The 22862-nt window shown below is 39.0% G+C and carries 18 protein-coding genes, 6 tRNA genes and 1 rRNA gene; 24 read left to right on the forward strand and 1 reads right to left on the reverse strand.

All coding sequences use genetic code 11. From position 1 onward, the window contains the following. The 14 genes from rrf to H9D55_RS00085 all read left to right on the forward strand — a co-directional run. Window positions 1-96, forward strand: a 5S ribosomal RNA gene (gene rrf / locus H9D55_RS00020); the annotation flags it as partial. A gap of 16 nt (window positions 97-112) precedes the next feature. Continuing rightward, window positions 113-184, forward strand: a tRNA-Asn gene (locus H9D55_RS00025). Between the two features lie 12 nt (window positions 185-196). Further along, window positions 197-271: transfer RNA gene (locus tag H9D55_RS00030), tRNA-Glu, on the forward strand. Between the two features lie 22 nt (window positions 272-293). After that, window positions 294-366, forward strand: a tRNA-Val gene (locus H9D55_RS00035). 11 nt (window positions 367-377) lie between these two features. Further along, window positions 378-461 (forward strand) — tRNA-Tyr (locus H9D55_RS00040). A gap of 4 nt (window positions 462-465) precedes the next feature. Beyond that, window positions 466-540 (forward strand) — tRNA-Gln (locus H9D55_RS00045). Window position 541: 1 nt separating this feature from the next. Then, window positions 542-614 (forward strand) — tRNA-Lys (locus tag H9D55_RS00050). Window positions 615-744: 130 nt separating this feature from the next. Next, window positions 745-1653, forward strand: a complete 909-nt coding sequence (gene rocF, locus H9D55_RS00055) for an arginase (RefSeq protein ID WP_186075713.1) — start codon at window positions 745-747, stop codon at window positions 1651-1653. A 115-nt stretch (window positions 1654-1768) separates the two neighbouring features. Beyond that, on the forward strand, window positions 1769-2704 hold the full coding sequence (locus H9D55_RS00060; RefSeq protein WP_186075715.1) for a helix-turn-helix domain-containing protein: 936 nt from the start codon (window positions 1769-1771) through the stop codon (window positions 2702-2704). Window positions 2705-2723: 19 nt separating this feature from the next. Further along, a complete protein-coding gene (gene cdaA, locus H9D55_RS00065) occupies window positions 2724-3545 on the forward strand; it encodes a diadenylate cyclase CdaA (RefSeq protein ID WP_186075717.1) in 822 nt (273 codons plus the stop codon). Then, the gene (locus tag H9D55_RS00070; protein WP_186075719.1) at window positions 3532-4467 is read left to right on the forward strand and encodes a CdaR family protein; all 936 of its coding nucleotides are present in this window, start codon (window positions 3532-3534) and stop codon (window positions 4465-4467) included. The genes cdaA and H9D55_RS00070 overlap by 14 nt, the downstream gene beginning before the upstream one ends. A 23-nt stretch (window positions 4468-4490) precedes the next feature. Beyond that, window positions 4491-5837: a phosphoglucosamine mutase gene (gene glmM / locus H9D55_RS00075; RefSeq protein ID WP_186075721.1), complete on the forward strand. Its 1347-nt coding sequence runs from the start codon at window positions 4491-4493 to the stop codon at window positions 5835-5837. A 248-nt stretch (window positions 5838-6085) separates the two neighbouring features. Continuing rightward, window positions 6086-7051 (forward strand): C40 family peptidase, encoded by a 966-nt coding sequence (locus H9D55_RS00080; RefSeq protein WP_186075723.1) that lies wholly within the window; start codon window positions 6086-6088, stop codon window positions 7049-7051. A gap of 246 nt (window positions 7052-7297) precedes the next feature. Further along, window positions 7298-10945, forward strand: coding sequence for a S8 family serine peptidase (locus H9D55_RS00085; protein WP_186075725.1), 3648 nt, complete (start codon window positions 7298-7300; stop codon window positions 10943-10945). A 156-nt stretch (window positions 10946-11101) separates the two neighbouring features. Here the strand turns inward: H9D55_RS00085 and trhO are convergent, their stop codons facing one another. Next, window positions 11102-12085 (reverse strand): oxygen-dependent tRNA uridine(34) hydroxylase TrhO, encoded by a 984-nt coding sequence (gene trhO / locus H9D55_RS00090; RefSeq protein WP_186075727.1) that lies wholly within the window; start codon window positions 12083-12085, stop codon window positions 11102-11104. 152 nt (window positions 12086-12237) lie between these two features. Here trhO and H9D55_RS00095 point away from each other — a divergent pair, with 152 nt between their 5' ends. The 10 genes from H9D55_RS00095 (at window position 12238) to purD (ending at window position 22705) form a co-directional block, all read left to right on the forward strand. After that, window positions 12238-12390: a hypothetical protein gene (locus tag H9D55_RS00095; protein WP_186075729.1), complete on the forward strand. Its 153-nt coding sequence runs from the start codon at window positions 12238-12240 to the stop codon at window positions 12388-12390. 28 nt (window positions 12391-12418) lie between these two features. Beyond that, on the forward strand, window positions 12419-13057 hold the full coding sequence (locus tag H9D55_RS00100) for a DsbA family oxidoreductase (RefSeq protein WP_186075731.1): 639 nt from the start codon (window positions 12419-12421) through the stop codon (window positions 13055-13057). A 161-nt stretch (window positions 13058-13218) separates the two neighbouring features. Further along, entirely contained in the window at window positions 13219-13701 is a 483-nt protein-coding gene (gene purE / locus H9D55_RS00105) for a 5-(carboxyamino)imidazole ribonucleotide mutase (RefSeq protein ID WP_186075733.1), read from the forward strand. Continuing rightward, entirely contained in the window at window positions 13688-14809 is a 1122-nt protein-coding gene (purK, locus tag H9D55_RS00110) for a 5-(carboxyamino)imidazole ribonucleotide synthase (RefSeq protein ID WP_186075735.1), read from the forward strand. Before purE ends, purK begins: the two co-directional genes overlap by 14 nt. A gap of 23 nt (window positions 14810-14832) precedes the next feature. Further along, entirely contained in the window at window positions 14833-16998 is a 2166-nt protein-coding gene (purL, locus tag H9D55_RS00115; protein WP_186075737.1) for a phosphoribosylformylglycinamidine synthase subunit PurL, read from the forward strand. After that, a complete protein-coding gene (gene purF, locus H9D55_RS00120) occupies window positions 16986-18404 on the forward strand; it encodes an amidophosphoribosyltransferase (protein ID WP_186075739.1) in 1419 nt (472 codons plus the stop codon). The genes purL and purF overlap by 13 nt, the downstream gene beginning before the upstream one ends. A gap of 2 nt (window positions 18405-18406) precedes the next feature. Then, entirely contained in the window at window positions 18407-19429 is a 1023-nt protein-coding gene (gene purM / locus H9D55_RS00125) for a phosphoribosylformylglycinamidine cyclo-ligase (protein WP_186075741.1), read from the forward strand. Further along, on the forward strand, window positions 19419-19979 hold the full coding sequence (purN, locus tag H9D55_RS00130) for a phosphoribosylglycinamide formyltransferase (RefSeq protein ID WP_186075742.1): 561 nt from the start codon (window positions 19419-19421) through the stop codon (window positions 19977-19979). The genes purM and purN overlap by 11 nt, the downstream gene beginning before the upstream one ends. After that, a complete protein-coding gene (gene purH / locus H9D55_RS00135; protein ID WP_186075743.1) occupies window positions 19976-21451 on the forward strand; it encodes a bifunctional phosphoribosylaminoimidazolecarboxamide formyltransferase/IMP cyclohydrolase in 1476 nt (491 codons plus the stop codon). Before purN ends, purH begins: the two co-directional genes overlap by 4 nt. 9 nt (window positions 21452-21460) lie before the next feature. Further along, entirely contained in the window at window positions 21461-22705 is a 1245-nt protein-coding gene (gene purD / locus H9D55_RS00140) for a phosphoribosylamine--glycine ligase (RefSeq protein ID WP_186075744.1), read from the forward strand. The last annotated feature ends 157 nt before the right edge of the window (window positions 22706-22862 follow it).

Below are 22862 nucleotides of genomic sequence, written 5' to 3' on the forward strand. Positions count from 1 at the left end.
AGAGGCCACACCTGTTCCCATGCCGAACACAGAAGTTAAGCTCTCCAGCGCCGATGGTAGTTGGGGTTTCCCTGCGAGAGTAGGACGCTGCTAGGCAATTATTTATTATTATTCCACAGTAGCTCAGTGGTAGAGCTATCGGCTGTTAACCGATCGGTCGTAGGTTCGAATCCTACCTGTGGAGCTTTATAGTTATGGCCCCTTGGTCAAGCGGTTAAGACACCGCCCTTTCACGGCGGTAACACGGGTTCGAATCCCGTAGGGGTCACCATTTTTATAAACTTTAGTATAATGGAGAATTAGCTCAGCTGGGAGAGCATCTGCCTTACAAGCAGAGGGTCGGCGGTTCGATCCCGTCATTCTCCATTTTTTTGTACGGAAGGGTAGCGAAGTGGCTAAACGCGGCGGACTGTAAATCCGCTCCTTCGGGTTCGGCAGTTCGAATCTGCCCCCTTCCACCATTGTTGGCCTGTAGCCAAGCGGTAAGGCAATGGATTTTGGCTCCATCACGCGAAGGTTCGAATCCTTCCAGGCCAGCCACGAGCCATTAGCTCAGTCGGTAGAGCATCTGACTTTTAATCAGAGGGTCACAGGTTCGAATCCTGTATGGCTCATACTTTTAAAACACTAGTCTCACTAGTGTTTTTTGTTTTGTTATGCATGAAAACGGTTTTATTTACATGTTGTTACTTCTTGTTTTGTTTTATAGAATTATATATATAGACATAAAAAGGAGACATAATAATGACAAAGCAAATTGATTTAATTGGTGCGACTACAAATTTTGGTCAGCCAAAACCAGGTGTTGTTCTTGGTCCGGATGCACTTAGAATTGCTGGTATCGTACAAGTTCTAGAAGCAATAGGACATGATGTATCAGATTTAGGAAATGTATATGGTAAATATCAAACACAGTTTGTTAAAGATAACGTTCAAGTTAAGAACGGTTTAAAAAATTATGATGAAGTTAAAGATTACAGCGAAGCATTAGCTAAAGTTACAGATGCTTCAGTACAGAATGGGCGTTTCCCATTGGTAATTGGAGGAGACCACTCATTAGCTCTAGGAAGTATAACGGGTATTGCGAAACACTACGACAATTTAGGCGTTATTTGGTTTGATGCGCACGGGGATTTAAACACAAGCGAAACGTCCCCGAGTGGTAACATCCATGGGATGATTTTAGCTGAACTTTTAGGTGTTGGTGATAAAGGTCTAATCGATACATATAATGAGGGGCCAAGTTTAAAGACAGAAAACGTTGTTTTAATTGGTCTTAGAGATTTAGATGATGGTGAAAAGGAACTTATTAAAAAGCGTAATATATTAGCATTTACGATGAGTGATGTGCGTGCACTGGGTTTAGTTGAAATCTTAGACCGTACAATGAAGCATCTGGCTCACTGTGATGGCTTGCACCTGTCATTTGATGTAGATTCATTAGACCCGAGTGAGATGATCGGCACTGGAACAAAAGTTCCTGGGGGTATGTTCATCGCTGAAGTAATCATGTTCATGGAACGTCTTTCAGAGACAGGTTTACTCACTTCAGTAGATTTAGTTGAAGTAAACCCACTACTTGATACCTTTAACCAAACGGCAGAGAATGCAGTTCTCATGACAGAATATATTTTTGGCAAGAGAAAACTATAAGATAAAATTAACGGCTAGCATTTGCTAGTCTTTTTTGTTAACTTTTTCATTAAAATGTTGCGCTTTGTTAAATTGTTCTTCATAATATAGTAGATATAAGAACGAGGTGACATGTGTGATTGGTCAAAGAATAAAAGAACTTAGGAATCAAAATAATCTCACACAAGAAGCATTAAGTGAGGGTATAATTTCTCGTACGTATTTAAGTCTGATCGAAAAAGGGAGTGTTGAACCTTCTAACAACGTTCTCATACGTTTAAGTGAGAGGCTAGGCGTCTCAGTTTCTGATTTAATGGAAGAAGCATCATCATCTTATCATGATCCATTGAATATTAGACGTGAAATTCTGTTTAATGAAAATAAACTTAGTCGTGGCGATACTAAGAATGTAATACGCTTTATTGAAGAATCTGAGAGCTTTATACACAATCTCGACTTTTTAGATCAAGGTCGCATGTTTCTTATTTATGCACGTTATTTTTATATTAAGGAAGATTTTAAAGAAGCAATTAAGTATGTAGATTTAAGTTATTCAAAATTAAAAGAAGTGATGCTCAGTACGTATTTTGTAGATGCAAGTCTATTGTATGCAGAGTTATTCATGCGCGATGAGACATATGATAAAGCGCTAGATTTGTTAGAACCTCTCGTGTTTGAAATTTATGATGATCGTAGTTTTATCATACAGACTAGAGATCTATTAGAACAGATTTTAACAGTATACTTCTATATGGAAGAATACTTTACAGTATCACGAATAATGAAGCTTCTTAAAATACATTCGAATAAATTTAATCTATTAATAGAGGAAAGTGTTACTGAAAAAGCACTCGTAGCGATGTATGAACTCCGTAATTTTGATACACTAAAGATAGAATTAAAAAATTATAAAAATGCAGTATCTAATCTTCTAGGATCATATATTAATCTGAATGAGGGAGATCTAAGAACTGCGAATGAACAATTTAAATCTCTCGATGCAAATGATTATCAAGATAATCATTTTGAAAAAATCTACAAAGAATTAAAAGAAAGACTCGGTTCACTATAGAATAGGAAGGGAAGATAATATGCTGTTAGGAAAACTATTTGAAGATATGACAACACTTCATATCATAGCAAGTATAGTGGACCTTTTGATTGTATGGTTTGTGGTATATAAACTCATCACAGTCATTAAAGGGACAAAAGCCGTCCAGCTAATTAAAGGTATATTCTTTATTTTAATTGGTCGTGCACTCAGTGATTTCTTTGATTTAACAACGACAACTCAGTTGTTTGATATGGTCTTACAGTGGGGATTCCTGGCAATAATTGTAATCTTCCAGCCTGAACTGAGACGTGCGCTAGAACAATTAGGTCGTGGCGGATTTTTTAGAAAAGCGACACATACTGCACAACAAGAATTTGAAAAACATCGTTCGGATATGATCAAAGCAGTGCAGTATATGGCAAAGCGTCGTATAGGGGCCTTAATTGTTTTTGAACGTGAAACGGGGTTGAAAGACTACATTGAAACAGGTATTTTAATCAATGCAGAGATTTCTTCAGAGCTACTCATTAATATCTTCATCCCAAACACACCTCTACATGACGGTGCGATGATCATTCAAGGAGATAAGATTGCAACAGCAGCGAGCTACTTACCTTTATCAGAAAGCAATCGCATTGCCAAAGATTTAGGAACAAGACATAGAGCTGCGGTTGGTATCTCTGAAGTGACAGATGCATTTACAATCGTAATTTCAGAAGAAACAGGTAATGTCTCAGTGACAACGGATTCTATGTTAACTAAAGATATTACGTTAGAAGAGTTAGACGAACTACTCCAGCGAAACTGGATTTCAACTACGTCTCATAAAGAAGGAGGCGGTATCTTTGCTAGAAAGTAAACCTGGGATATTAATTGTCTCGTTAATACTCGCTCTGTTCATGTTTTTAACGGCAAACAAAGTGTTTGAGAATACAAATCTTTTTGATTCAAATAATGGTTCTGATAAAGTGACTATCGAAAACATGCCAGTAACAACAGAGTACGACTCAGAAAACTATTATGTCAGTGGTGTACAAAAATACGTACAGGTCCAACTCAGTGGAACACCTGCCACAGTAAAGCGCATTGAAACGACGAAGGATTTTGAAGTCGTTGTAAATTTAAATACGTATAGTCCAGGGGAATATGAGGTCAGCTATGCGGTTGAAGGCCTACCTGAAGGGATAGAAGCGATTGTATTGCCAGAAAAAGCAAACATCACAATTCAAAATTTAGTTGAACAAACTTTTGAAGTCCAAGCCGAAGTGAACGATAGTCGTATCGGAGCGAATTACACATTAGAAGATGTAGTAGTAGAACCGAGAACGGTCAAAGTGCGCGGTGGCGAGGAGGATATGGAACGTATACAATTTGTAAGGGCAATGCTTACGGAGTCGTCTAAAATTACTGATCAAACGACAGAGAATGTTCAGGTCAATGTATTTGATGCACAGTATAATAAACTAGACGTTGAAATTGAACCACAAAACGTTTCAGTGGTAATAGAAGTAAAAGAATCATCTAAAGAAGTACCAGTGTCATTACAGATGGTTGGGCAGTTGCCTAGTGGCTATCAAATTGATAGTATAAGTTTATCGAAAGACGTTGTGAAAGTTTATGGCGCACAAGAGGTGCTAGATCAGCTCTATCAAATTGAGGCAGAACTTGATTTAAGTGGTATTAAAGAATCAGGTGATAAAGATGTACGCATCCAGGTCCCGGACTCTATAACGAGAACGGAACCTGCTGTAATCATAGCAAAAGTAAAAGTATCTAAATAATAATTAAAATTTAGGAGTTTATCATGGGAAAATATTTTGGAACAGATGGTGTAAGAGGAGTCGCTAATGAAGGACTAACACCAGAACTCGCTTATAAATTAGGACGTATGGGAGGATATGCATTACTTCATACTGAAGATAATGAACGCCCACGCGTACTTGTTGGTAGAGATACTAGAATTTCAGGTGAAATGTTAGAGTCTGCACTTATTGCAGGTCTTCTCTCTATCGGTGCAGAAGTCATTCGCTTGGGTGTAATTTCAACACCAGGTGTAGCTTATTTAACGAAAGATATGGATGCTGATGCAGGAGTTATGATCTCGGCGTCGCACAACCCTGTAGAAGATAACGGAATTAAATTCTTCGGTCCAGACGGATTTAAATTAAGCGATGAAACTGAAGATAAGATTGAAACATTACTTGAAGGTGAAGACAACCTGCCTAGACCAACTGGTGTAGATGTTGGGTTCATCACAGAGTACTTCGAAGGTGGACAGAAGTATCTGAGCTACCTAAAATCAACGATTGAAAATGATCTTGAAGGTCTAATGATTGCTCTAGATGGAGCACATGGTGCGACGTACTCACTAGCTCCATTCTTATTTGGTGATCTTGAAGCAGATACTGTAACAATTGGCTGTAATCCTGATGGAACAAACATCAACAAAGATGTTGGATCTACACACCCAGAGGCACTTTCTAAGAAAGTCATCGACTCTGAAGCAGACTTCGGACTAGCGTTCGATGGTGACGGAGACAGAATCATTGCTGTAGACGAAAAAGGTAACATTGTTGATGGAGATAAAATAATGTTTATCTTAGCGCAGTCTATGAAACAAAAAGGCACACTTAACGACGATATGGTTGTTTCAACAGTCATGAGTAACCTAGGTTTCTATAAGGCATTAGAAAAACACGGTATCAAGAGTGACAAGACACAAGTTGGAGATCGCTATGTTGTAAAAGAAATGCGTGAGCATGATTATAACTTAGGTGGAGAACAAAGTGGACATATTGTGATGCTTGACTTCAACACGACAGGTGACGGGTTATTAACAGGTATTCAACTTGCATCTATCATCAAAGAATCTGGTAAGAAATTATCAGAACTTGCAACTCAGATGGAAACTTTCCCACAAGAGTTAATTAACGTACGTGTTACAGATAAACATAGTGTTATGGATAACCCAAAAGTAAAAGAAAAGATTAATGCGGTTGAAGAAAAAATGGCTGGCAACGGACGCATATTAGTACGTGCGTCTGGTACAGAACCTCTCGTTCGTGTAATGGTAGAAGCTGAAACAGAAGAACTTGCAACGCAATACACAGAAGAAATCGCAGAAGTTGTTAAGAAAGAGATGGGACTTTAGATCTTATCTTATATAAAAAATACTCAAATCATCAAACACATTATATAAGTAAAAAGGATCTGAAACTTTGAGTGCGTTGTAACTATATTACCCTTTGATGACAGGAATGTTATCAAAGGGTTATTTATTTTTACGATATCATAACAATGACATAAAAGAGGTTTAAACATGTTATAGTATGGAATAGCTAGAGGAAAAGAGTACTCATAGCTCGTATTTATTACGAATTATTTGGAGGATTATTTTTCATGAAGAAAAGTTTAGTAACATTAGGATCTGTAGCAATCTTATCAGGTGCCTATGCAACTCATACACAAGCAGCAGAACACACAGTACAGTCTGGAGACACGCTCTGGGCAATTGCAGCAAAAGCAAATACAACAGTAGATCAACTTAAACATATAAATAATTTAAATTCGGATCTTATCTTCCCAGGTGACGTTATTGAAACAGAAGGTGAAGTTAAGAAAGCACCAACGAATAAAGTGAGCACTGGTACATACACTGTAAAATCAGGAGATACACTTTTCAATATTGGTCAAAAATTCAATGTTTCTTACAAAGACATTATGGTATGGAACAACCTATCAACTGATTTAATTTTCCCAGGTCAAAAGGTTAAAGTTGAAGGTACTAAAGTAGAAGCTGTTACGGTTCAAGATAACCAAGCATCTGAAAGCACTAATAAATCAAATAACGTTTCATACAACACGAACAACCAAAGTCAATCACAGAACCAAACGGCTCAACAATCACAGTCACAGCAACAAGTACAGCAAGTACAACACACTCAATCACAGCCACAACAACAAGTTCAAACTCAAAATGTTTCAACTCAGCAAAAAACACAAACACCTGCATCAACTCCAGCTAGCGGGAACGCATACAACGTAGCAGTGAACTTAGCAGCAGGTAAAACATATGTATATGGTGCAAACTCAACATATGCGGTAGACTGCTCATCATTTGCTCAACAGTTCATGAGAGCATACAAAGGTAAGAACATTGCACGTTCAACATATGGACAAGCGTCACAAGGTACACCAGTATCTAACCCACAACCAGGAGATCTAGTTTTCTTCAACAACTTCTCACACGTTGGTGTTTACGTAGGTAATGGGATGATGGTTGATGCATTAAATCCATCTGAAGGAGTAGGCTTAAGAGCTGTATCATACGTTCATGGACATGTAGATGGTTACTACAGATATTAATAATATTCACAAATAAATTGTAAAATTACAGAAATTATAAAAAATGTAAGGGCTGTAACCCCTTACATTTTTTTATTTTGTACAAAACTATTTCGAAATTCGTTACAATAAGTGTTGTTAATTTTTCGCCTTTTAGATAGAATTAGGGTAACTATTAATAATTTTCAGAAATATGGAAGCCTTATCATATTATGTTAAGTATTGATAGTTAATAAAAGTTCAATCAAGCAAGGGAGGAATTGCACAATGAACAACACCTTAAAACGTGTGTTTATCATGTTAACAGTACTACTGGTTGTGATTGGCTCATTATCGCCGATGGTTTCTGCATCCGAGTTTGATGCGCTAGATAGCAAAACAAAACTCGATTTGAAACATGAAGTGAAATTGAGCGAAAAAGATATTGAAAAACAACTGATAGTCGAAGACCAGCTCGATGTATTAAATGGCCCAGCGACTCTATCGAAAGAATTAGAAGATAGAACGGGTCAAGTGAACGTCATCGTTCATTATAGAGAACCTTCAATTGGTCTTTCAAAAGGTATATCTGAATCACAAGGAAAAAAATGGTCTAACTTAGACGCAGATAAAGTGCGTCAAAAGATTGAAAAACAACAAGCACAAGCTCAAAAGAGTATGCGATTAAAGAACATTAACGTAAACAAAATTCGCGCATTCAACTTAGTTATCAACGCAGAAGCGATGACTGTAGATGCTAAAGATTTACATAAGTTAATCGAACTTCCAGAGGTTGCTCTAGTAGAGGAAGATCAACTTGTGACACTAGACCCTGAGATTACAGAAAATTTTGTAGGAGATATGAATGACAGTGTTGCAGAAGAAGCAATCTCAAGTCCATATATCCCAAGCATTTCTCACTTAGGTATTGATAAAGTATGGGAAATTGGAAATAAAGGAAAAGGAATTAAAGTCGGAGTACTCGATACAGGTATCGACTATAACCATCCTGATTTAAAAGACATTTATAAGGGTGGTCGTAACTATGCAAATGGTTCTGACTATCTAAGCACGCGTGCAGCAGATGATCCATATGAAACTGCGCCGTCAGACCGTCCATCTAACCTACCAGAGGTTAACTCGAATGGTAGTGAATATTACACAACTCATGGTACACACGTAGCAGGTACAATTGCAGCTCAAAACAATGGGAACTATGGAGTAACTGGTATCTCACCTAACGTTGAGCTTTATGCGTACAGAGTTTTAGGCGCTTACGGAAGTGGATACACAAACTGGATTGTAGGCGGAATTGAAGATGCAGTGAAAGACGGCATGGATGTCATCAACCTTTCACTTGGTAACTCTTCACCTGACGAAGCACAAGCAAACTCATTTGCAGTAAATAACGCAATGTTACTTGGAACTGTAGCTGTTTCAGCAACAGGTAACTCTGGTCCAAATCGTTCAACAATTGGTGGTCCAGCATCTGGTGCAATAGGTATCAGTGTAGGAAACACAACTCTACCTGAAGAACAATGGTATGGAGATGTAACATTTAAAGCCGGAGACTATTCTAAAGAATTAAACGACGTATTATTCATGACATTCACTATTGGTGAAAAACCAGAAGAACAACTCAATGCGACTGAAGATGTAGTCGTTGTTCCAGGTGTTGGTAATGTCAAAGACTTTGAAGGAATCGATGTTAAAGACAAAGTCGCATTAATCCAACGTGGTGAAATTGCATTCGTTGAAAAAGTTTGGAATGCAAGAGACAACGGTGCTAAAGGTGTTATAATCTATAACTCAGAAACAGGTTCAGGTGCACCGGGTCCTACTGGATTATTCTTAGGACAAGCGTTTGATTACTTACCAACACTCGATGTTAGCTTAACAGATGGTAAAGAATTTAAAGAAGCAATCGAAAAAAATGGTTCAGGTACAATTGCTTACCGTGCATTTAACGTCAAAGAAGTAGCTGGTGATGACGTCAATGATTCATCATCAAGAGGTCCATCAAAACCAAATTTTGATATCAAACCTGACGTAACGGCACCAGGAACTAATATTCTTTCGACAGTACCAGTATTCGAAGAATTCGATCCAGAAATGGATTACACATATGCATATGCGCAGTACACAGGTACGTCTATGGCAACACCACATATCACTGCAATCAGTGCGTTAATTTTAGAGTTAAACCCTGATTACGATGCATTTGATGTTAAGTCAGCATTATCAAACACAGCAAAACTTTTAGATACGAGCAAGTATGACGTATTTGCTCAAGGTGCGGGTCTTGTAGATCCTTATCGTGCAGCAACGACAGATACTCTTCTTAAAGTTGAGCATGAAACAACAATGGACTCAGTTCTACATCTTCACACTCGTGGAACAATGTCATTCGGTGTGATCTCTCTTGGTGAAGATACGTCACGTGAGCTATTAATTGAAAACCGTTCGGGTGTCAGCACAACTTACAACTTTGAAGTGATGCCTCTTGTTGGGGTTGAGGGTGTAACAATTACACCGAGTGTGAGTAGTGTAACAACTGATGGCACAGCAACAGTAGACTTTACAATTTCAGTTCCTGAAGGAATTGATGCGGGTACAGAAGTACAAGGATACATCAATGTAACAAGTGATCAAGGCAATTATCAAGTTCCATATGCAGCATTACTCGGTGAAGAAGTGGTTAACGGCATTGAAACGATTGCACTTAATGACTATCATATCTCACCAAATGGTGATGGTGTATTAGATGAAACAGTACTTACTACAGTATTCGGTGGCAAGCAAGATATGACTATCTTCGACTATTGGGATTTATTAAATCCTGAAGGTGGTTCTGAGTCCGATGGATATGTGGGTACAATCGCATTCGAAATGGGACTTGAAGGTAAACATCAACTTAAAGTAGACGGCTCAATGTATAACATAGAAGATGGCAAACGTGTACCAGGAGAAGTGGCTGACGGTGTCTATACAGTAGATGCATTTAGCGTATATTCTGGATCTGAATATGATAGCAATTATGATGGGCCAATCTTTATCAAACGTGAAGCGACGAAGGTTGAAGATATTAGTGTAAATGATAATACAGTAAAACTTACTGTTGATGACCTGTACTTCAACGTTCGTGAACAACTTGAGACAATGTACAATCTAGTTTACGACCCAAATATCTTCGTGAAAGGTAAGTACACGTTATCTGATGAAGAAACATTGTCAGAAGGGTTCCTATCTATTGCGAATGAAGGAACTTCAAGCGTAGACTTTAAAGATGTAACTGGTGTAAAACACTTAGTGTTTGAATTCCAAGATGCAGCTGGTAACAGTGCATCTTACGAGTACACACTTAACTTTGATGAAGAAACAATTGTGGAAGGACTTGAGGAATTACCTAAAGATCCAGAAGAACCAGTTTCTGATGCTTATGAACTTAAACTTGCAGACTTACATGCTGCAATTGCAGGTAAAGACAAAAAAGTCGTTGCGAAAGTTCCGGCACAAGCGGTAGTAGACGGATCTGTAGATGTAAAAGTGAACAAAGATGTAATCAATGCACTTGCAGCTATGAAACATAACAAATCATTCGAAATCAATGTTGATGGGTATAGCGTGATTTTATCTCCAAAACACTTCCAAGAATTACAGCATTTAGATTCTGTAACGTTTAACCTGAGCCATAAAGCAAGCGAGTACGTATCTCACGTATTTACAGTTGTAGCAACAGGAGAAAATAGTGGAGAAGTCACTGAACTAGTGCTCTCAAACTTTAATGTCGGAATTCCAGCCACAGGAAATAAATTCAATATCCTATTAGTGGATAGTGGTGATGTACTTAAAGGAAATGGATTATTCGATAAAAAGACAGGACAAATGATTGTGAAAGAAGTAAACTTTGGTAGCTACGCAGTAATCACTCAATAATATTTAAAATGAAACCTCACTGACCTCATGGTCTGTGAGGTTTTTTGTGTTCTAGAAAAACAGCTAATATACATGCACATTATCAAGCAATAATTAAAAATAAAAAACACCCTACACATTGGTTAACCAACATGAAGGGTGAATTTCTATGGTATTCTATTTCCTCGGACCAACTTGATCTAAGTTAGAAAAGTCACTATTTCTCATTGATTCTAATCGTTCTTCTACGATGTCTTGAGGTAAGTTATATTTCATGATATATCTGTTTCTTGGGTGTTCAGCACATTCCATTGAGCATGCGCCAAGATGTTTATCTTGGTTTTCTTCTGAACAAAGAATTTGTGCGTTACATTCTGGGTTTGCACAATTTACATAGCGTTCACATGGCGTACCGTCGTAGTAGTCCTTACCTACGATTGTTGGGTTCACTTGATTGATTGGTACTGTAAGTCTTTCGTCGAAGACGTACATTTTACCATCCCAAAGCTGTCCTTGTGATGCAGGGTTCTTCGCGTAAGTTGCGATTCCTCCGTGGAGTTGGCCGATGTTTTCACCGATACCTTCACGTTTTAGCCACCCTGAGAATTTCTCACAGCGAATACCGCCCGTACAGTACGTTAGTACACGTTTTCCTTCAAATAATTCTTTGTTTTTTAACACCCATTCCGGTGTATCCCTGAAAGTAGTCACATCTGGTTTGATTGCGCCTCTAAAGTGGCCAACATCATACTCATAGTCGTTACGTACATCAAGTACAACAGTGTTTTCATCTTGTATTGCTTCATACCACTCTTCAGGAGTTAGATAGTCACCAGTGATTTCATGTGGGTCAATGTCTTCTTCGAGGCTTAGGTTAACAAGCTCTGGACGCGGACGGCAATGCATCTTTTTAAATGCGTGATTGTTTGCTTCGTCAATCTTGAACGGCATGTCCTTAAACATTGGGTGATTGTTCATGTATTCAATGTATCGTTCAGTCTGTTCAAAATCTCCTGAAACAGTTCCGTTGATACCTTCTTGTGCAACTAAAATTCTTCCTTTTAGTCCAAGGTCCTTACAAAACTTTAAATGCTCCGCAGCAAATGTCTCAGGATCCTCGATCTTCACATAATGATAGTACAATAATACACGGTATTTCATATTAAATTTTCTCCTATCTAGAAATAATTGCAGGTTACTTTAGATAGCCTTGCAGTTCACTATTATACTATAAAATTCTAAATAATAATATAAAATGTTTATTGATTGAGGGACTTAATGATACGGTTATGATGAAAGAAAGGAGTCTTATTATGAAGTTTGAATCATTACTCAATATTCAATTTCCAATTATACAAGCAGGGATGGCTAACGTGTCTGGAGACGCGCGTGAACTAATCCAACCAGGTCTTGATAGCGGAAGCAGTCTTAAGGTCGTTAATTCACTCATAAATTTGGTACACTAAATGTAATGATTATAAAGGAAGTGACACTATGGATGTTGAAGTTTACTTAGATACATCTTGCCCATTTTGTTATATAGGGAAACGCAACTTAGAAACGGCATTGAAAGAATTTGGTGAAGATAAGTTTAACGTTATTTATAAGAGTTTTGAACTAGATAACCAAGCAGAAAAGTACCCGACAAAGTCGTTATATGAAACATTAGCCATGCGTTATAATAGTACAGAAGAAGCGGTTAAAGAAAACAATAAACCGCTTATTTCTAATGCAAAAAAAATTGGTATTACATTAAATCTAGATAATATTGTACCTTCAAACACACGCGATGCGCATCGTTTAATTAAATATGCAGCAGAGACAGGACACGAACATGACGTTTTAGAAGCACTTTATTATGCGCATTTTACTGAAAATAAGAATCTCGCAGATTTCGAAACCCTTGTAGAAATTGCGTCTAATAACGGATTAGATGCAAATAAGACTCGTGTGATGTTAAAAGATGCTTCGATATACACAGAAGAAGTGATTGCAGATGAAAACTATGCATACGTGCTTGGTATTCAAGGTGTACCTTTCTTTATTTTTAATAAAACACATGCACTGAATGGTGCACGTGAATCACAACATTATATAGATGCGATCCTCCAGGCATCAGGAGATGAAAAATAACCGATTTACAGTGTAAATCGGTTATTTTCTCATATAAAGTGTGTAAATCAACCGAAAACACAAACGTTATATATTAAAATATAAATAAAGTTCGCTTATTTATATTTTTAGGCTCGAGAGTATGGTATATTTATTATGAATTTAAAAACGAGGTGGAATAAATGGTCGTCAGTATCGTTATGGGCTCATCATCAGATTGGCCAACGATGAAAAAAGCGAAAGACATTCTAGTGAAATTTGGAGTTGAAGTACGTACAGAAGTAGTCAGTGCCCATCGAACTCCAATCAAAATGGTGGAATACGCACAATGTGCTAAAGACAAAGGGATCGATGTAATTATTGCTGGCGCTGGTGGTGCTGCACACTTACCAGGCATGATTGCAAGCATGACTCACGTTCCAGTGATTGGTGTTCCGATTCAGTCTAAATCACTGTCAGGTTTAGATTCACTCTACTCAATTGTACAAATGCCAGGAGGCGTACCTGTTGCTACAATGGCGATCGGTGAAGCTGGTGCTACAAATGCCGGATTATTTGCAGCAAAGATCCTATCACTGTCAAACCCAGAACTCTATGAAAAATTAAGTGTATATACAAAAGAACTCGAACAAAAAGTGGAGGATATGCAAGATGACCTCAAATAGAATATATCCAAATCAAACGATCGGCATCATCGGAGGCGGACAGCTCGGGAAAATGCTAGCTCAAAGTGCGTTGCGCATGGGATATCGCGTGGCGATTTTAGACCCTTCGGAAGACGCACCAGCTAAGTCGTCGTGTCATGAATTTATTTGCGCGGACTTCAGCGACAAAGATGCGCTACTAAAACTCGCAGAAATGTCTGACGTTCTGACGTATGAGTTTGAAAACATCGACGCAGAGCTGCTCACAACACTCGTAGATACATACTACGTACCACAAGGTGCAAAAACAGTGCTCACACTACAAAATAGAGACGATGAAAAACGCACGATCTCCGACTCAGGTGCACGCATCGTACCTTACAATAATATAAAAACAAAAACAGACTTACTCGAATTCATCGGACGAGAAGATTACCCAGTCATCGTTAAGACTGCAACAGGAGGATATGATGGTAAAGGTCAATATCTCGTCGAACAAGAATCAGATATGGATGACATTCCTTTCGGTGAAACAGAACTCATAGTAGAGAAATATTTAGAGTTATACGGAGAAGTGTCACTTACAGTGTCACGTAACGTCGACGGTCAAACAGTATTTTTCCCACTACAAGAGAACTTACACAAAAACCAGATTCTTTACCGCACAATTGTGCCATCAAGAATTAAACTCTTCGACGAAGCAAAAGAACAAGTTGCAATGATCCTTGAGAAGCTCCATTTTGTTGGCTCATTCACTGTAGAATTCTTTGTCGATAAAAACATGACACTCTACGTGAATGAAATCGCACCAAGACCTCACAACTCAGCACACTATTCAATAGAAGGGTGTAACATCAGTCAGTTCGATGCGCATATCTTAGCGATCTGTAACCATCCGTTACCGAAAGTTCATTTATTAGAAGATTCGATAATGCTAAACTTGCTTGGCAAAGACTTAGACAGATTAGAAAATACGTTATTCGATCATTCAGACTGGCATGTGCATCTTTACGGTAAGACAGATCGTAAGCCTGAACGTAAGATGGGCCACGTGACAATTTTGACTGAAGACATAGAAAACACATTAGACGTTTTAGAAAGCACATTTTTTAAGAAAAAATTTAAATAAAAACCGTACCTTGGAGGAACATAATGACTAAATTTAATGAACCAACACCAGCTGAAGTAAAAGAGCAAAAGCTATATTTGAACATGGGACTAAGAGAAGATGAATACAAAAAGATAGTAGAACTATTAGGCCGTGAACCAAACTACACTGAAGCGGGAATCTTTGCATCAATGTGGAGTGAGCACTGTTCATATAAAACTTCTAAGACCTTTTTACGTCAGTTCATGACTGAAGGCGAACGTGTACTAATGGGACCTGGTGAAGGTGCTGGAGTAGTAGATATCGGGGACAACCAGGCAGTTGTATTTAAAGTTGAATCACACAACTCACCATCAGCAGTAGCACCATTCCACGGTGCAGGTACTGGTATCGGTGGTATTGTTCGTGACATCGTATCAATAGGCTCAAAGCCAATCGCACTCGTAAACTCGCTTCGTTTTGGTGAGCTTGATAACGACAACAGTAAATGGTTATTAAAAGAGGCAACAGATGGCCTTGCATACTATGGTAATACAATTGATATCCCAGCAGTGACTGGTGAAACTGAATTTGACAGTGCCTTCCAAGGACGTCCACTTGTAAACGCTATGGCTGTAGGGTTAATTGACCATGATGATATTCAAAAAGGTCTTGCTAAAGGTGTCGGTAACAAAGTGATATACGCAGGCCTCGAAACGGGTAAGGACGGAATTTTAGGCGCATCATTCTCTTCTGAAGAACTTGGTGAAGATCGTAAAGTAGAAATTCCGGACACGCAAGAAGGTTACCCTGAAGTTGGTAAAAAGTTAATGGAGTCAACGCTTGAAGCAATCAAACATCCGAAACTCATAGGTATTCAAGACATGGGTGCGGCTGGTTTAACGTCTTCTTCTGCTGAAATGGCAGCTAAAGGTGGGCACGGCTTAGTACTTTACTTAGACCAAGTACCAGTCGATGACGAAACAATTTCACCATTTGAAATGATGCTTTCTGAAACACAAGAAAGAATGTTACTTGTTGTTGAAGATGGTTCAGAAGAAGAATTCTTAGAAATCTTTAGAAGGCACGGTCTACCAACAGCGGTCATTGGTGAAGTAATAGAAGGCGATGCATTAAAACTTTACTACGAAGGAGAATTATATGCAGATCTGCCAACTGAGCACTTAGAGAATGCGCCTGAGTACATTTTAGAATCAGAACCAATCGAGCAAGATGAACTAAGAACAGACTTCAGTAACGAAGACCTAGAAAAAGTATTCATAGAACTAATGGGTCATCCAACTCTTGGAGACAAGAGCTACATTTACTCTAAATTCAATAGTGGAGATAAAAACACACTCCAAGGTTCAGGTTTTGGAGGCGCGATTGTTCAAATCGGTGATAGCAACAAAGCAATCTCAGTAGCAATCGACGGTAAAGGCCGTTACGTTTACTCAGATCCATACAATGGTGGTAAAGAAACGATTCTTAACGCGTTCAGAACAACAATTGCAACTGGTGCGGTGCCAATCGGTTTAACAGATGGATTAAACTTCGGTAACCCAGAAAATAAAAAGATGTACTACACAATCAGCGAATCAACTAAAGGTATGGCTGAAGCGGGCAAAGCATTAAACATCCCTGTTATATCAGGTAACGTATCTCTATACAACGAGACAAAAGACGGTCCAGTACACCCAACACCAATCATTGGTATGGTTGGGTTAATCGAAGACTCTACTTACTTACAAGATGCTTGGATTGATAACGGTGACAGCATCTACCTAGTAGGTGAATTAACAGAGCAGTTCAACGGAAGTCAGATTGAGAAACTCGTTGATGGTGTTGCGCGTCGTGGGGAGCGTGTCGTTGATCTTAAAACAGAGTTAGAGCGTGGCAACACATTACGTGAAATGCTCGTAGCAGGAGACTTAAAGAAAATCGCACCGATTGCACGCGGTGGATTTATCATTAAACTTGCTCAACTTGCGAGTGCATATGACTTAGGAGTGGACGTGAGTGTCGACGTTCGTGCAGATTTATTATTTGCAGAGACTCCAGGAACATACATTGTTGTTGGTAAAAAAGGACTAAACATTAAAGATGGTATTGAAATCGGAACAGTTGGTGGAGATGACTTTAAAGTATCTGCACAAAACTTTGAATTATACATGAAACAAGAGAAAGTTAAAGGACTTTGGGGAGGCGCAATCCCAGAATGTATGAATTAAAAGGAATTAATGAAGAGTGTGGCATTTTTGGTGTTTGGGGTCATGAAAAAGCAAGTGAACTCACGTACATTGCACTACACAGCCTACAGCACCGTGGTCAAAATGGTGCAGGAATCGTTGCATCGAATGGAGAATTTCTATTCGGTGCACGCGGTTTAGGTTTACTAAACGAAGCGTTATCGACAGAACAAGTTAAATCTCTGAAGCCATTTCCAAATGCGATTGGACATGTTAGATATGCGACGAAAACTTCTAGTGAACTCGCAAACGTTCAGCCATTTCTATTCAAGAGCTATAGTGGAGATCTTGGACTTGCACATAATGGTAACTTTACGAATGCAATCCATCTTCGTAAAGCGTTAGAGTCAGAAGGTTCTATTTTCCAAACATCATCAGATATCGAGGTCTTCGCACATCTTTTAAAGCGTTCAAAGTCAAGAAATAAAAAGGGCAAAATCAAGAGCGCACTTCGTCAAATCAAAGGTGCCTATGCATTTGCGATTCTTCATGAAGATTCACTCACAGTAGCATTAGACGATCACGGCGTACGTCCGCTTATGCTCGGCAAGATAGATGGGTGTTGGTGTGTTGCAAGTGAAACATGTGCGTTCTCTGCAATAGGTGCCGAGTACATAAGAGATCTTGAACCGGGTGAACTCATCACGATCTCAGACGAGGGTATCGAATACGATCGCCATTCATTCGTTGAGAACCCAAGCATGTGTTCAATGGAGTACATCTATTTCGCAAGAGCAGACTCTGAATTTAGACATCACTCGACTTATCGAATCAGAAAAGCCCTCGGTGAAGCATTGTCTGAAGAGATGAACGTAGATGCAGATATTGTCATCGGTGTACCGGATTCGTCACTTGCTGCAGCACGTGGATATGCAAATAAATCTGGCATTCCACATGAAGCGGGATTACTTAAGAATCGATATGTGGGTCGTACCTTTATCACACCTGGACAGGAAGCAAGAGAACGTGCAGTACGCATGAAGCTTTCTCCAGTAAGGGATATCGTTGAAGGTAAGAAAATCATCGTTATCGACGACTCGATCGTGCGTGGTACAACATCAAAATATATCGTTAAAGCATTAAGAAAAGCAGGAGCGAAAGAAGTGCATATGGGCGTATCGTCTCCTCCGTTAAAACATCCATGTTTCTACGGAATCGACGTATCAACTCATGCAGAAATTATCGCATCAAAAAAAACGACAGAAGAAATTAGAGATGAGATCGGTGCGGACTCACTGACTTACCTTTCAGTAGGAAAAATGCATGAAGTCTATCATAGCTTCGGATCACGTGGACAATGCGATGCATGTTTTACTGGAAACTATCCAATTGAAGTGGTTGACAACGTACTTCCACAAGTGAAAGAGCAAAAATCTAAAGGAGTTTAATTATGTCAGAGCAATATAAACAAGCAGGCGTTGATATTGAAGCAGGATATGAAGCTGTAAAGCAAATGAAGGTTCATGTTCAAAAAACAATGAGAAAAGAAGTCCTTGGTGGACTTGGCGGATTTGGTGCGGCATTTGATTTATCTGAACTCAATATGAAACATCCGATTTTAGTTTCAGGAACTGATGGAGTTGGTACAAAACTTGCACTTGCGATTGAGAGCGATAAACATGACACAATCGGTATCGATGCAGTTGCGATGTGTGTAAACGACATTTTAACAGTTGGTGCAGAACCACTTTATTTCTTAGATTACATCGCGGTAAATAAAGTAATCCCTGAGCACGTTGCAGACATCGTTAAAGGGGTATCAGAAGGTTGCGTTCAATCAAACTGTGCACTGATCGGTGGGGAGACTGCTGAGATGGGAGACATGTACAAACCAGGTGACTACGACATCGCTGGATTTGCAGTTGGTGCAGTTGAAAAAGAAGAGTATGTTGATTTCGTAAATGTAAAAGCAGGAGATAAAATTATTGGTTTACCTTCAAGTGGTGTACATTCAAATGGTTTCTCTCTTGTTCGTAAAGTGTTAGCAGATAACAGAGTCGACTTTAACATGGATTTAGCGGGGAAACCTTTAATCGAAAGATTATTAGAACCAACGAAAATCTATGTAAAACCTGTTCTTGAACTCAAGAAGCACGTCGCAATCAAATCAATGAGTCATATCACAGGTGGTGGATTCTATGAAAACGTACCACGTGCATTACCTGAAGGGTTAGGCGCGAAGATTGATCTTTCTACTATTAAGATGCCTGTGGTGATTGACTGGTTACTTGAGACATCAAAGCTAAGTCAAGAAGAAGCGTATAACGTATTCAACATGGGAATTGGATACATGATTGTAGTAACAGAAGACGAAGCAGAAAAAGCAATCAATATCTTAAAAGAAAATGGTGAAGATGCCGTTTTAATCGGAGAAGTCATAGAAGGCGAAGGACTTGAGCTATATGGCAACTAATGTCGCTATACTTGCCTCAGGTTCTGGTTCTAATTTCCAGAATATAGTACAGTCGGACCTTGATATCAGTATCAAGGTCTTGATTGTAGATAATCCCCATGCTTACGCGATTGAACGCGCGAAAAATCTAGACGTTCCCTATCGAATTGTAGATAGAAAACAACATACAAAAGACTCATTTGAGAAAGAAATTCTCACGATACTTAAAGAGTATGAAGTGGAACTTATTGTCTTGGCAGGGTTCATGAAAATTTTGTCCCCTGATTTTATCAGTAAATATGAAGATAAAATCATCAATCTCCATCCGTCATTACTTCCGTCATTCAAGGGACGCGAAGGTATTAAAGACGCATTCGAATACGGCGTGAAAGTTACCGGTGTAACAGTGCATTATGTAGACAGCGGAATTGATACAGGAATGATTATCGCGCAAGAAGCCGTGATTATTGAAGATAAAGACACACTCGAAACTCTTGAAGAAAAAATACATGAAGTAGAATATCGACTATATATTGAAGCCTTAAAAATGGTACTGGAGGAACGACAATGAAAGCTTTGTTAAGCGTATCTGACAAGAGTGGACTCGATACTTTTGCCAGTGATTTAGTAAAAAACGGTTATGAACTATACTCAACAGGTGGAACGTTAAAGTTTTTAGAAGATAAAAATATCCCAGTTAAAAGTGTGTTCGAACTGACTCAGTTTGAAGAAATCATGGATGGTCGTGTAAAGACATTACACCCAAGTGTTCATGGCGGAATCTTAGCGGACAGAAGTAAACATGCTCATTTAGGAGATTTAAAACGTAACGGTATTGAACTCATCGACATGGTTGTTGTGAACCTTTATCCATTTGAAGAAACAGTGAAAGATCCGAATGTAACGATTGAAGAAGCGATTGAAAACATCGATATTGGTGGACCGACGATGCTTCGTGCAGCAGCAAAGAACTACAAGCACGTGATTGCAGTTGTAGATCCCAACGATTATAAAGGGTTAATTTCTAGAATCGAAACGAACGATGTGACGGAAGACTACAGAAAAGAACTTATGATTAAAGTGTTTAGTCATACAAATAATTATGATCAAGCGATTGTGAACTTTTTTAGTCAGAATGAAAAGACCCTTCGCTACGGTGAGAACCCGCAACAGACTGCGAAATATGTGAAGACATCAAATGAAAAGAACACGATTTTAAATGCGAAAATCTTAAACGGTAAAGAACTTTCATACAATAACTTACGTGACGCAGATAGTGCATATCTTTTGGCCCGTAAATTTACGAAACCAGCGGCAGTTGCTGTAAAACACATGAACCCATGTGGTGTTGGTGTCGGAGAAACGATTCACGAAGCATACATGAATGCATATGAAGCGGACACTCAATCAATATTCGGGGGTATCGTTGCACTGAACAAAGAAGTAGACTTAGAGACAGCTCAAGAGCTATCTAAGATTTTCCTGGAAGTGATTATTGCTCCAAAATACACGGCAGCAGCACTCGAACTATTACAAGAAAAGAAAAACCTACGTGTACTAGAAGTTGACTTCACTGAGAACTTTAACGACGATGAAATCGTGAGCGTATCGGGTGGCTATCTCGTTCAATCAAGAGACGCAGAACACCTAAATTTAGACGACATTAAAGTTGTAACGAAAGTACAGCCTACAGATGAACAGCTCACAGCGATGACTCTCGCATGGGAAGTTGTGAAGCACGTTAAATCTAACGCAATCGTTTTAGCAAATGATAAACAAACTGTTGGTATCGGTGCAGGACAAATGAACCGTGTAGGTGCGCTTAAGATTGCGATTGAACGCGCAGTCGAAATGGGCGACAATGTTGTAATGGCAAGTGATGGATTCTTCCCTATGCCGGACTCCGTAGAAACTGCAGATAAAGCGGGTATCAAGGCGATTATTCAACCGGGTGGTTCTAAGCGAGATCAAGAATCTATTGATTACTGTGACGCACATGGCATGGCAATGGTATTTACTGGAAAACGTCATTTCAAACATTAAGGAGAAATTATGAACACTTTAGTTATTGGAAGCGGCGGACGAGAAGCTGCAATTGTTAAGGCATTAGCAAGATCAAAGCATAGTAATAAAATATTTATTCTCAACGGTAACGATGGTGTGACTGAAGCGGAATGTGTAACGGATATCGACATGAGCGATCACCAAAAAATTGGTGAATTCGCACGAGATAATAAGGTTGACTGGGTGTTTATCGGACCAGAAGCACCACTATCTGAAGGACTAACAGACACACTAGAAGGCGACTTTAGACTTAAAGTTTTTGGTCCACGTAAATATGAAGCTCAGATGGAATCATCCAAAGCATTCACTAAAGCACTCATGGAGAAATACGATATTCCGACAGCGACACACAAGACATTCATGAGCGTCGAGGAGTCAAAAGCATATTTAAAAACTACGGATTTTCCGATTGTACTTAAGAAAGATGGACTCGCAGCAGGTAAGGGTGTAATTATCGCACACACATTAGAAGAAGCGTTAAACGGAGTCGACGCACTGCAATCAGAAAACGAAGAACTCGTTATAGAAGAATTCTTAGACGGCGATGAATTCAGTCTGATGGTGTTTGTGAACGGTGACACATTCATTCCATTCAGTATTATCGCGCAAGACCACAAGCGTGCATATGACGGAGATAAAGGCCCGAACACTGGTGGTATGGGTGTTTACGCACCGGTTGACTACATCGAACAGAAGTTTGTTGACGAAGCTGTTGAAAAAATAGTTAAGCCAACGGTGGACGCGATGGTATCTGAAGGCATGAACTATTTTGGCGTACTTTATCTTGGTGCGATTGTGACGCAAGATGGCGTGAAAACGATTGAGTATAATGCGCGTCTAGGTGATCCGGAAGCACAAGTATTGCTCGATCTGATGGAAAGCGATCTGTTAGAGGTGTTAATGAATCTAGATGAAAAGAAAGAGACCAAGCTTTCATTCAGAGATGAATATGTTGTTGGAGTAATGCTTGCGTCAAAGAATTATCCAGACACGCCAGAACTCGGCAATGAAGTTGTGATACCTGAAAGTATTCAAGACGACTGCGTTATTAGCGCCTTGAAGAGAACAGACGATAACACGTTTGTGACGAGCGGCGGACGCACAGTACTTGTGCTCGGACGCGGACAAACGATTGAAGATGCGAAGACAGATGCATATAAAAAAGTCGAACAAATCGAATTTGAAAACGATGCCGTGTTTTATCGTAAGGATATTGGACATCGGGCATTCTAGTGGAGATTAATTAGGTCGTTGTGCAGAAAGATTTAACGCTGTTTGGAAATCAAACTCATAACAATATAATTGAATAGAGCGCATGAATTTGAAATACTTTGAAGAGTAGACACAACATGGCATGATACACCAAGATATGCACATAGAAAAAGTAAAT

Origin of the sequence: Phocicoccus pinnipedialis, from assembly GCF_903994035.1 — a bacterium.
In the GTDB taxonomy this organism is placed as follows: Bacteria; Bacillota; Bacilli; order Staphylococcales; family Salinicoccaceae; genus Phocicoccus; species Phocicoccus pinnipedialis.